Below are 12,101 nucleotides of genomic sequence, written 5' to 3'. Positions count from 1 at the left end.
ACTTAAATACTCAATATTCAATTTGTTTTACATTTAGTATTTCAGACAAACCGTCCTTTATTGATACTTTGGGATAATAGTTAACCTTTTTATAAATGGTATCATTGTATTTAGATACAATACCTGATTCTTTTTTATCTTTTACAAACTCAATGGTAACAGGATTGTTAGTTAATTCGTAAACATGACGTGTAATCTCTAAATAGGTATTAGGAGTCATTGTAGTACAATCATATTCTCCGAACACATTATTTTTAACTACCCTATAAAGCACTTCCGAAAAATCTTTAATATGAAGATAGTTTGCACTTCCACCTTGCTTTCCGTATAAAGAAACGTTCTGACCTTTGGATGCTATGTCTATGATTTGATAAAGAAATGGATGATGTGATATAAAAGAAGGGTCATTACCATATAACTGAGATGGTCTTAAAATAGTGTATGGAATTTCTTCTCTTTTTAAACAAAATCTAACAATTTCTTCTGAGTGCCTTTTAGAAATAGAGTATATACTGCTGTATGGTGATGTGTCTTTTAAATGGACAAATATGCTCGAAATATGAATAAAATGTTTTACATTCATTTTCTTCAACTGAAAACACAAGTTCATAGTATTAAGAACATTAAACTTTTCTGTTTCATATATTTCGTCATCTGTTTCTCCTCCAAATGCAGCAGCTGTATGAATGACAATATCTACTTTATCAGGCAACTGATCAGCTAAAGATTTATTTGGGTCTAAATTAATATCACAATCTCTACGACCAATTGTGATTATTTCATAATCTTTAGATAGTAATGGTATTACATACCTTGAAACACTAGAATTCCCACCAGTAACAAGTATTCTCATATTATTCTTTATCACTATTTTTTTAATTTGATAAATATACTCCTTAGAGTTCAGTCTATCTGTACTTTAATTAAATTTAAAAACTTTAAAACAAATTCTAAATGTTTTAATAATTATCATCTATTTAAGCCGATGATACATTTGCAGGAATGAAGATAACATTTTTTTTCAAAATCACTAAGACTTGGTTCTGTAATAAGATATTGACGCATAATAAATGCTTCTCTTTTTTTTAAGTATATCAGGTTTATAAATGAACAGTTCTATAGATAGAAAAAAAATATAGAATAATTCGATTGTGATGGTTAGGTAAATCTGTGTTTTTTTAACTAGACCTAGTAAAATAATTACTCTAATTTTAAGTCTTTAGTTGCTCTAATTCATATGAGTTGGTATATTTGATAGATGTAAATGAAGCTATAATCAAAATTACGAATTAGATGAAAGAAGAATATTTAAAAAAAGTTCAGACTGTTGATGATTTAATAACAGCGTTTTATGCTTGTCTAGGAGGTGAGTCGGGTGAAAAAAGAGATTGGGATTTCTTTAAATTTCTATTTCATCCTCAAGCCTTTAAAATTGGCTATGAAAAGGATATAAATAGTAATTTTAGGCCTCAGTGGATACACCCAAATGATTATGTTGAACGTATTGGTTATTGGTTTGATAATACACGAGAAACGGCTTTTTATGAAAGAGAAGTAGGACGTGTAGTTGAAACATATGCAAATATTGGTCATGCATTTAGTCATTGCGAAGCTTTTCATAGTAAGGAAGATATGGCTAATAACAAACCGTATAAACAAGATATGAAAAGTATTCAATTGGCTTACTATCAGGATCGCTGGTGGATTATAAACATGTTTTGGCATGGCGTAACTCCTGAATTTCCAGTTCCAGAGCGATATAAGACATTTCAACAATTCCCATAAATCATTGTAATTTGTTTTTCTATTTGTAATAAGACCAGGTATTACCGGTTGGGCACAGGTAAATCACAGCTTTGTCTTGGAAAGAAAAGTTTTTATTTACGACGTCTGGTATGTAACTTATTTAAGTTTTAATAATGATTTAAGAATCTTATTAAAAACCTTACAAAAACTATTTCATAAAGAATCTATAACTTCTATAGAAAATGCATCGTTAGGTGCTTGGCAGGGTAATACCTGAACATAATCACTTTAATGTGATTGAAGCTAGATAGAAAAGTAGAAATAAAATAAGAACATGAAATATTAACCACTTAGATAAATTTTAAATTCTACTACCCTTTGCCTTTGGGTTATTGAGTTTGTTTTTAAGACAGTTTAGAAGTTTTATCGGCCTCCCATTGTTTTTTTCGGTAAACGTTAAACCAGTCTAAAAACTCATCTTGGTCAATTGCAACTTCAGATTTTGAAAACAATTTTTGTATGGTCCAATAGAGAATTTTTATATCTAATGATAGGCTTAAGTTTTCTACATATTCAACATCTAGAGCAAATCGCTCTTCCCATACTAAACTGTTACGACCCTTTACTTGTGCTAGCCCTGTAATACCAGGTCTTACACTGTGTCTTTTACGTTCTATTTCGTTATAATAGGGCAGATAAAGAACGACAAGGGGTCTAGGGCCTATTAGACTCATATCTCCATTAATAACATTAAGTAATTGAGGGATTTCGTCTAAGGAGTACTTTCTAATAACTCTTCCTAATTTTGTGGTTCGTTCTCTGTTAGAAAGCAAATTGCCTTCTGCATCCTTTTTATTATTCATGGATTTGAACTTAATGATTTTAAAAACTTTTTCATCTTTTCCAGGTCGCTCTTGAAAGAAAAAAGGTGAGGTTTTAAAATCTATCCAAATAACTATTGTAAGAATAATAAATATAGGTGATAATGCTAAAAAACCCAAAACTGAAGCAGTAAGGTCTAAAGCACGTTTTAAATAAGAAGAGTATAAGTTGTTTGACATAAAACATTTACTTTAATAAAATATAAGCTTTGTTACGCTCATGTAAATGAACAATAAATAAATTTTAATTGAACAATTTAATCGATAAAAAAACAATTCATTAGATATATAGTTTAGAATCAGTTCTAGGGATATTAATCGGGAATATTTTTTATCTGAAATCTAATGTTCAGCGACTTAAAAGTATTAAATTTTATAAACTATGTTTATTCCTTCATTTAAAAGTAGTGAAATTAATTTATGTAAAGAGCTAATTTAGTTTCTAATATTGGGATATCAGATATTATGATTTATTGTTCGTAATATAATTTGATAGCGTCCAGTGTTGTTTGACTATACAATACTTAAACTATGGGAAATTATATTATAGATGTACAATTAGTTGATACGGTAACTTATTTCTGAAAACAAATTTAAAATCCAAAAATCTCATAAAATGACTGAGTTTTTGTTATTGAGAACCTTTAAGAGTTTCACCTCTTGTATTATTACTTTAAACGATATTATTTTAATTATATAGATTAATATTTTGAACTAAGTTTTAAATAATTAGATTTGAGTAGTGTGACAATTTATAACAGAAAAATTACAAATCTATGAAAACAGTTATGATTTTAGGTGGGACTAAGGGCGTTGGTCGCGAAATCCTTAAGTCTTGCTTAAAAAAAGGTTACAATGTGTCTTTTAGTGGTAGAAGTCAAGAGGAAGGCAATGCCATCATGCAAGCATTGGAATCTGAACATAAACTTTATTTTCATAAGTTAGATATGACTAATGTTCAGGATATTGAAGATTATTATAAACAGACCATAAAAAGATTCGGTAGAATAGATACATTAGTTTTATATGCAGGAATAACTCCTGTTTCATCTCTTATAGAAACCGATGAGGAGGTATATGACAGTGTTTTTAATCTGAATTTAAAAGCAGCCTATTTCTTAATAAAACACGTATTAAAATCTATGATGGAATTTAAAGTTGGTTCTATCATCTTCTTTGGATCTCCACATATGGATTATGGAGATTTTGATAGAGCTCCTTATGCTCTTACAAAAGGCGCCCTTCTTACACTTTCAAATCATATTGCACATCATTATGCTAAATATGGCATACGCTCTAATTACTTAGTCATGGGATGGACTAACACAGAAGGCGAGCTTCGTTTAAGAAACGAGCAAGGTATGGGGCAGGATGAATTAAATGACATGGCTTCTGATGCAATTCCAATGGGGCGGATTTTAAATACTACAGATTACGTTCCAGCTGTTATGTATTTTATTTCTGATGAATCAGCGATGACGACAGGCTCTGTATTAAGAATAACTGGAGGACATTATATTTAATTATACGTCTATATGAATCCGTTACCTATTATTTCTGACCTCAATTCTGATCTCTTAGAGGGACCTGTGTTCGATAGTAAAGAGAGTCTTCTTTATTTTGTATCTATATTAGATTTTTTGGTTTTTTGTTATAACCCTTCTACAGGTGAAGTTTTAAGTGTAAAGTTAGATTCTCCTGTAAGCTGTGTGTTCTTATTGGATCAAAAAAGAGTAATGGTGGCTACTAAGAATGGTTTTTTTAAAGTCGATTTCAATACATTACAAAAACAATTAGCTTTTCAGATGGATATCCCCGATTTTGTGAGATATAACGATGGAATTAGAGATTCTGAAGGACGGTTTATTATTGGTACAATGGGTTTTCCTGTAATTAAAGATCATATAGGGAAGGTATTTTCGTATTCAGAAGGGACATATAAAGTTATAATTGAAAATACAACAATCTCTAACGGCTTGGTATTTTCACAAGATGGATTTACTCTTTATTTTGTGGATAGTCCTACAAAAAAAGTTGCAAAATACGCTTATAATAAAGATACAGGAGATGTTTTATTCCTGTCTTACGTGATAACATTTATGGGAGAAAGTATTCCAGATGGGATGTGTATGGATAACGAGGGAATGTTATGGATTGCAGAATATGGTGGCGGGTGTGTATCTCGTTGGAATCCTGAAAATGGTCAGAGAATAGAAGAACGAAAATTACCATGTCCAAACGTGACATCTTGTTGTTTAGATAATAATTTAAACTTATATGTAACGACTGCTAAGTCTAATATAAAAGATGATAAGTATGGTGGTAGACTTTTTTATATTGAATTAAATTAATTAAGATTATGAATGAAATTAGCATTAGTGTTATTGTTCCAATTTATAAGATAGAAGCCTATCTTCCTAAATGCATTGAAAGTATTTTAGATCAGTCTTTCACGGATTATGAGCTGATTTTAGTTGATAATGGTAGTCCTGATAAATGTCCTGAGATTTGTGACGAATATGCGAAAAAGGACGACCGAATTAAAGTTATACATAAAGAACATGGTCAACTTTTAAGCGGAAGGAAAGAAGGGCTTAGAAATGCTAAAGGAAAGTATGTCGCATATATAGATGGAGACGATTGGGTTGATAAATTTTATCTTGATATTCTTTATAAACTTGCCGAAGTTAATAATTCCGATCTTGTTGCTACAGCACACTTTAGGGAGTTTGATGGTAAAATTGAAACCGTAAGGCCATTATTGACAGGTGTTTTTAACGAAGAAGAAATTAAAAATTCGATTCTACCTAAAGCCATGTATAACGGTGTGTTTTGTAAACATGAATTGGCGACTTATGTATGGAGTAAATTGTTTAAAAGGGAATTGCTTAATAAAATTTTGTTTGACGTTCCAGGGGAAATAGTCATGGGTGAAGATGCTGCTATTACGTATCCGTATCTGTCAATTTCAAAAAAACTGACTATTAGTAAAATACCATTATATTATTACAGACAACGTAACGATTCTATTTTAAAATCTATAAAAAACACAACAGTTGAGTTTTATAGATTAGGACTATTAAAAACATTTTTAGAAGAAAAATTAAGTCCATTCTTAACTAAAGAAAATCTAAATACACAAATTCTTTATTACCTATATTCTTCCATTTTAGTTAGATCTGGAGGGTTAATTCATGACAAATCTGAACAAGTTATTTTTAATCCGTTTTTAAAAACAAAACAGAACTCTAAGATTGTAGTGTACAGCTCAGGCTCTTTTGGACAACATTTGTTATCTGCGAACAGTAGAAGCAATTATTTTGATATTGTAAAATGGGTAGACATAGACCACCATGTTATGAATATTGGAGACCATTATGTAGAGCCACTTAGTTCTATCGTGAATATAGAGTTCGACTACTTAATAATCGCTACAATTAACCCAACGGCATTTAATTCGATTAAAGAAGAATTACAACTTTTAGGTATTGACTGCGAAAAGATAGTGCAAATTAATACAGATGAAACTGAAATCACGAAACTACTAACTCAATTGGGTTTTGAAAACACTCTTTTAAATTAGAAATCTTTTGCAAGATAATTTATAAAAATTGGCCTGAAGTTATGGACTTATAAGTCTATAAATTCAGGCCAAATATGATTTAATAAATAGCACTGTTATTTTATATAGTAATAAGAAGAATGTATTGTAGGCTTATTTGTTATACTAATACTTTGCTATAGTTTCTGCAAGCCCTTGATTCATGGTATAACTAGGTTTCCATCCCCAAGAATTTAACACACTAGGCGTTGCTTTTGCTTCCATAATCTCATTTTCACGATATGGTAAAGCTCCAAACTTCAGTTCTGTTTCAGTATTACCAGCCACTAATTTTAAGGTTTCAAGAAAATCACGTAATGAATAAGAAGAACCTGTACCTAAATCTGTTTGAGTATATACGTGTTCTAAATCTACAAAGCGTTTTAAAGTTACAGCAATTGCAGCGGCAACATCGCCCACATAAATAAAATCTCTCTTTTGTTCTCCAGGAGTTAAATCAATAAAAAGATTTTTCTCTTTAATAGCCTTAACCATTTGGCTTACAAATTTACTATCGGCATCTCCAGGCCCATAAGGATGGTACAGGTTAAAGTCGACCACCTTACATGAATCCGTTTTATTTGCTATCAACTCAAGCCATTGACTGCACTGTTTTTTAGAAAGGGCATAGTCTTGTAAGTAATTATAACCTTTTCCTTGGGTTATAAAACTACCAATATTTATAAAGATCTGAGTTTTGTATTTTTGAGATAACTCTAATAAATGTGCAGGTAAATCTACATTTACATCTAGTAAACGCGGAACAGATTCTCCTGTTCTGCCATATTTTGTTGCTGTATGTACAATGCCAATTGGTTGGTGTTCTTCAAAAACATTTTCTAAAGGTTCAGAGGTACTATATAAAGTTATCTGCCCAACCTTTAAACGCTTAAGTTTTTCTGGCGATCTTACTAGACCGATGATGTTATAGGTATTGGTTAATTGTTGTACTAGATGATGGCCTAAAAAACCATCGGCTCCAGTAATAAAAATGGTTTGCTTCACCATATCATCAAGCATTATTGTAAAAGGAATTCATCTATTTGTGTGTTGCAAAGTTCTAAAGCATCTTCACCTTCGGAGAAAGCTTTATACCAAGAGACAATTTGTGATACCGTTTTTTCCATACCCCATTTAGGTTCCCATCCTAGTTCTTGTCTCGCTCTAGAAATATCAAGTCTTAGTAAGCCGGCTTCATGAAACGTGTCGTTCCCTTCAATTTTATAAGAAGCAGTTTCTCCCCACGATTTACAAACTTTACTAATAAGAGATTCTACGGTTCTAATATTATCATTTTCTGGACCAAAATTATAACTCGTTGCTAATTCTCTATTTGATGATAATTGCCATATAAGATGAAGGTATCCACCAAGACAATCAAGAACATGTTGCCAAGGTCTCACAGCTTTAGGACTTCTAATTATTACTTCTTCTCCCGCTTGTATTGCTTTGATGAAATCAGGAACTAATCTGTTTTCTGCCCAATCACCTCCGCCAATAACATTTCCAGCTCTTGCGGTAGCAATTAGTGTATTAGACTTTGTGAAAAATGAATCTCGATACGATTGCGTTACAAATTCTGAACAAGCCTTACTATTAGAATAAGGATCGTGCCCACCCAAAGTATCGGTTTCTCTATATCCCCAAAGCCACTCGTTATTTTTATAAACTTTATCTGTAGTGATATTAAGACAGACATCTACATTTGGTAATTGACGAACTGCTTCAAGCACATTCACCGTTCCCATTACATTTGTTTCGTAGGTATTTATAGGGTTTTTATAAGATTCAATAACCAAAGGTTGAGCCGCCATATGAATAACTATATCGGGATTTGCTTTTATCATAGCATCTTGTAAAACAGAAAAATCTTTAACATTCCCTATATGAGAATTCATTTTTTTGTCTAAACCTGTATAATCGAATAAATTTTGCTTCTGATCCGGAGAAAGTGCGTAACCTGTTACATCTGCTCCAAGCGACTGTAATAAGAGAGTCATCCAAGACCCTTTAAAACCGGTATGTCCAGTTAAGAAAACTTTTTTTCCCTTGAAAAAACCATCGTATGCTACCACGTTTTCCATTTTGCTTTATTATTTGCTAACATTTCTTCAAGTTGATTTTTATCTCTAAGTGTGTCCATAGGTTTCCAAAAACCAGTGTGTTTAAACGCGTAGAGTTCTTTGTCTTCTGCCATCCTTTCTAGTGGTTCCTTTTCAAAAACGGTAGCATCTCCGTCTAAATAATCTAAAACTTTAGGATCGCAAACAAAGAAACCTCCATTAATCCAACCGCCATCTCCTTTTGGTTTTTCTAAAAACTCACTAATACGGTCTCCGTCCATTTTAAGTGCACCAAATCTTCCATCAGGCTGAACAGAAGTCATTGTTATACAACCAGAATGACTTTTATGGTATTCTGCTAACTCTTTAATATTAACATCAGACACTCCATCTCCATAAGTAAGCATGAATGGTTCGTCACCAATATATTTACGAGCTCTCAGTACCCTACCTCCAGTCATACTATGCATACCAGTATCTAATAAAGTAATTTTCCAAGGTTCTGATTTATTATCATGAATAGTTATCTTATTTTCTTCTAAATCCACCGTAATATCGGACTGGTGTAAAAAGTAGTTTGCAAAAAATTCTTTGATGACATACCCCTTGTATCCTAACAAGACAACAAAATCATTAAAACCATAATGAGAGTACATTTTCATGATGTGCCATAAAATTGGTCTTCCTCCAATTTCAACCATAGGTTTAGGCTTTAAATGTGTTTCTTCAGAAATACGTGTTCCAAGCCCACCGGCTAATAATAAAACTTTCATTTTGTAGAAATAATTTTAAAAGTTAATTCTTTACTGTAAATATCATATTTGTAATTATCTACAGACTTGTCTTGTTAACAAATCTAAATACTTTTTTATGAATTTACATCTGTTTATTTTATTTTTTTTAATAAAATACTTTATTAATACAGGATTTAGGTAAGGATGTATAATCGTTAATAAAAGTTAATTTTATAATGATGACTTGATGTTTAAAACATGGCTTTACTATGTGTAAAAAATAAGACTATATTACTGTAATTTATTTTAAACAATAAGTATATTTGTTAAAAAAATGACAATATTGATAGTTGTTTCTTTAAAAATGTATACATGTTTAAAGTAAGGAGTAATTAATCCCATAGCAGATGTTTGTTGCTTTTACGATACTTTTTATACTGATGGTAAGAGTGGTTTTAGAGTAGTCTAGCTTTAGTAATGTTGAGATTAAAAATAGATGTAACAAATAATTATGTCTCTTTTTAGAAGTTAGAGTTTAACTAGATACGCTTGTTAGACAATTTAAAATGTCTGTTTATTTATGATTTTAATTAAATCTTTTTTCTTTAGTAATCTTGTCAATTTATTTTTGACAACGAAATTAATATAGGTAATCTATGCAAAAAAAATTAATAATACTAGGTGGTAATCCTGAAACAGGGGTCTTAGTAGATGTTGCTGAATCCATGGGGGTTTATACCATTGTAATTGACCCGAATCCAAATGCTCCAGCAAAAAAGATGGCTTCGGAAAGTTATGATATCGATGGTTTTGATGTTGATAACATTGTACGTATTGCGAAAGAAAGAAAAGTAGATGGCGTTTTAGTTGGAGTCGCTGACATTCTAGTAAAACCGTATAGAGAAATTTGTGAGAAACTTGATTTTCCATGTTATGCTACCGAGAAAGCAGTAGAAGCTTTTTGTAGTAAGGATGGATTTAAACGTTATTGTGAAAAGTACAACATCCAAGATATTCCAGGTATATACTTAACCAAAGGTTCTGAAATTAAAAAGCCGGATCATATTAGTTACCCTTTAATTGTTAAGCCTGTAGATAGCGGTGGAGGAGTTGGTGTTAAGATTTGTAGAACCGAGGAAGAATATATTGAAACAGTAGAAACAGCCTTTAAACATTCTAAAAAAGGTGTTGTATTGGTAGAAAAGTATATGGATACTAACTGCGATGACTTGGCTGTTTATTATACATTTAGAAATGGTATTCCATATCTTTCAGCTACTTTCGATAGGCAACTTACAAGATTGCAAGGCGATTCAACTCCTATAGCTTTAGGGACTAAATATCCTTCAAGATTTACCGAACAGTTTGTACAAAAAGTTCATCCTAAATTATGTAAAATGTTTGAGGGGTTAGAAATTCAAGCTGGCGTACTTTGTATTCAATTCTTTGTTGAAAATGGTGAGTTCTATATCTATGACCCGGGATTTAGGCTTCAAGGAGAAGCTCCTCACATTCATCTTGCTCATATTAATGGATTTGATCATCGAAAAATGTTAATAAATTATGCGTTTACAGGTGTTTTAGGAGAGGATGATTTTTCAGAAAAAAATGATTATACATTTAAAGGTAAATCTGCTTGTTCTGTATGGGTACTTCTAAAAGAAGGTAAAATTGATAAAATCAAAGGACTAGATGAAATGAAAGCACACGACAACATACATTTTGTTGTAGAACGTTTTAAAGAAGGAGATGAAGTTAAGAAAGAATTTATAGGAACAGAAAGACAGATACTATTTAGAATTTATACTGCAGGGGATTCAATTTCGGAGATTAATCAAACTATTGAAGATTTACAGAACATATTGGAAATTACAGATAGCCATGGAAACGACATGGTTTTAGAGTGGGTAAAACCTTGGGAAGCTAAAAATTATAGTTTTAATTAATCAACTTATACATTTATATAAAACAAAATAACATGGCGAATAATATTTTAGAATCGTTCAGTTTAAAAGGTAAAAAAGCAATTATTGTAGGAGGTGCAGGAGATTTAGGGATGGCGATGGTTGAAGCGGTATCTCAGGCAGGTGCTCAAAGTGTTATCATCGACTTTGATGAAAGAGTGTTTGATATCTGTGAGAATTTTAAAAATGATGGACTGGATGTAAGTCCAATAAAAGCTGATATAAGTAATATTGAAGAAATAAAAGATTCTTATGCTAAAGCTTTAGATATATTAGGAGGTACTATTGATATCTTAATTAATTCGGCAGGTATCCAAAGACGATATCCTAGTGAAGATTTTCCAGATGAAGAATGGCAAAAAGTAATGGCAGTAAATTTAGATGCTGTTTTCTATTTCTGTAAATACGCAGGTAATACCATGTTAAAAAACGGTGGAGGTAAAATTATTAATGTAGCGTCTATAATTAGTTTTTTAGGAGGGATAACCATTCCTGCCTACGCGGCTTCAAAAGGAGGAGTTGCTCAATTAACTAAAGCTTTATCTAACGACTGGTCTTCTAAAGGCATTTGTGTAAATGCTATTGCCCCTGGGTATATGGATACACAGTTAAATACAGCTTTAATAAACGATAAAATAAGAACAGAGGAAGTATTTAACAGAGTGCCAATGAAAAGATGGGGAACTGGAGATGATTTAAAAGGATTAACGGTATTGTTAGCTTCATCTGCAAGTGATTACATGACGGGATGTGTTATACCTGTTGATGGAGGATATTTGGTAAGGTAAACTGTATAAGTTAAAAGGGTAAAGTTAAACTGAAGCCTATTTACTTATCTACAATTCCATATCAGATAATCTAAAATAAATAATTAAGTAATTATTTTAAAACGCGATTAAATCACAGTGAATCTGTACTTTAATCGCATTTTTTTTTTAATATCATAAATTTATATTTAAAGTGATATTAAAAAGGTAATTTATATGTCACAGTTATGAAATTTCGTTTTACCTACTAGTTTTTAATTTAATTGTAAGAAGTTTTTTTTGACAATTAAAATTATATATACATATATTTAATTCACAGTAAAAGATTCTTTTTCAATAAACATT

The 12,101-nt window shown here is 31.2% G+C and carries 12 protein-coding genes; 7 read left to right on the top strand and 5 right to left on the bottom strand.

Annotated features, from left to right (window positions below):
- Positions 1–10 precede the first annotated feature (10 nt).
- A complete protein-coding gene (locus tag BN863_RS11465; RefSeq protein ID WP_038530703.1) occupies positions 11–853 on the bottom strand; it encodes an NAD-dependent epimerase/dehydratase family protein in 843 nt (280 codons plus the stop codon).
- 440 nt (positions 854–1,293) lie between these two features.
- On the opposite strand from BN863_RS11465, the gene BN863_RS11460 reads away from it, so the two are divergent.
- Complete coding sequence (locus BN863_RS11460; RefSeq protein ID WP_038530700.1) at positions 1,294–1,785, top strand: hypothetical protein; 492 nt, start codon at positions 1,294–1,296, stop codon at positions 1,783–1,785.
- Positions 1,786–1,813: 28 nt separating this feature from the next.
- The gene (locus tag BN863_RS18290; RefSeq protein WP_084817530.1) at positions 1,814–2,023 is read left to right on the top strand and encodes a sugar transferase; all 210 of its coding nucleotides are present in this window, start codon (positions 1,814–1,816) and stop codon (positions 2,021–2,023) included.
- A 127-nt stretch (positions 2,024–2,150) separates the two neighbouring features.
- Here BN863_RS18290 and BN863_RS11455 read toward each other — a convergent pair whose 3' ends face one another.
- Positions 2,151–2,807: a sugar transferase gene (locus tag BN863_RS11455; protein WP_038530697.1), complete on the bottom strand. Its 657-nt coding sequence runs from the start codon at positions 2,805–2,807 to the stop codon at positions 2,151–2,153.
- 596 nt (positions 2,808–3,403) lie between these two features.
- Between BN863_RS11455 and BN863_RS11450 the strand changes: the two genes are divergently transcribed.
- Genes BN863_RS11450 through BN863_RS11440 form a run of 3 tightly spaced genes read left to right on the top strand, consistent with a single transcriptional unit; the run spans position 3,404 to position 6,210 of the window.
- The gene (locus BN863_RS11450; RefSeq protein WP_038530695.1) at positions 3,404–4,150 is read left to right on the top strand and encodes an SDR family NAD(P)-dependent oxidoreductase; all 747 of its coding nucleotides are present in this window, start codon (positions 3,404–3,406) and stop codon (positions 4,148–4,150) included.
- Positions 4,151–4,162: 12 nt separating this feature from the next.
- Positions 4,163–4,978: an SMP-30/gluconolactonase/LRE family protein gene (locus tag BN863_RS11445; protein ID WP_038530693.1), complete on the top strand. Its 816-nt coding sequence runs from the start codon at positions 4,163–4,165 to the stop codon at positions 4,976–4,978.
- Between the two features lie 8 nt (positions 4,979–4,986).
- On the top strand, positions 4,987–6,210 hold the full coding sequence (locus BN863_RS11440; protein WP_038530691.1) for a glycosyltransferase family 2 protein: 1,224 nt from the start codon (positions 4,987–4,989) through the stop codon (positions 6,208–6,210).
- A gap of 144 nt (positions 6,211–6,354) precedes the next feature.
- Here the strand turns inward: BN863_RS11440 and BN863_RS11435 are convergent, their stop codons facing one another.
- The 3 genes from BN863_RS11435 to rfbF are packed head-to-tail and all read right to left on the bottom strand — an operon-like array spanning position 6,355 to position 9,064.
- The gene (locus BN863_RS11435; RefSeq protein WP_038530689.1) at positions 6,355–7,248 is read right to left on the bottom strand and encodes an NAD-dependent epimerase/dehydratase family protein; all 894 of its coding nucleotides are present in this window, start codon (positions 7,246–7,248) and stop codon (positions 6,355–6,357) included.
- Positions 7,248–8,312 carry a CDP-glucose 4,6-dehydratase gene (gene rfbG, locus BN863_RS11430; RefSeq protein WP_038530687.1) on the bottom strand — a complete coding sequence of 355 codons (1,065 nt, stop codon included), beginning with the start codon at positions 8,310–8,312 and terminating at the stop codon, positions 7,248–7,250. Before rfbG ends, BN863_RS11435 begins: the two co-directional genes overlap by 1 nt.
- Positions 8,297–9,064, bottom strand: a complete 768-nt coding sequence (gene rfbF, locus BN863_RS11425; RefSeq protein ID WP_038530684.1) for a glucose-1-phosphate cytidylyltransferase — start codon at positions 9,062–9,064, stop codon at positions 8,297–8,299. Before rfbF ends, rfbG begins: the two co-directional genes overlap by 16 nt.
- Positions 9,065–9,681: 617 nt before the next feature.
- Here rfbF and BN863_RS11420 point away from each other — a divergent pair.
- Positions 9,682–10,971: an ATP-binding protein gene (locus BN863_RS11420; RefSeq protein ID WP_038530682.1), complete on the top strand. Its 1,290-nt coding sequence runs from the start codon at positions 9,682–9,684 to the stop codon at positions 10,969–10,971.
- A 32-nt stretch (positions 10,972–11,003) separates the two neighbouring features.
- Positions 11,004–11,777: an SDR family oxidoreductase gene (locus BN863_RS11415; protein ID WP_038530679.1), complete on the top strand. Its 774-nt coding sequence runs from the start codon at positions 11,004–11,006 to the stop codon at positions 11,775–11,777.
- Positions 11,778–12,101 lie beyond the last annotated feature (324 nt).

Source organism: Formosa agariphila KMM 3901, from assembly GCF_000723205.1.
Taxonomy (GTDB): domain Bacteria; phylum Bacteroidota; class Bacteroidia; order Flavobacteriales; family Flavobacteriaceae; genus Formosa; species Formosa agariphila.
Note: the sequence above shows the minus strand (reverse complement) of the source record. Positions and strands in the feature narration are given on the sequence as shown.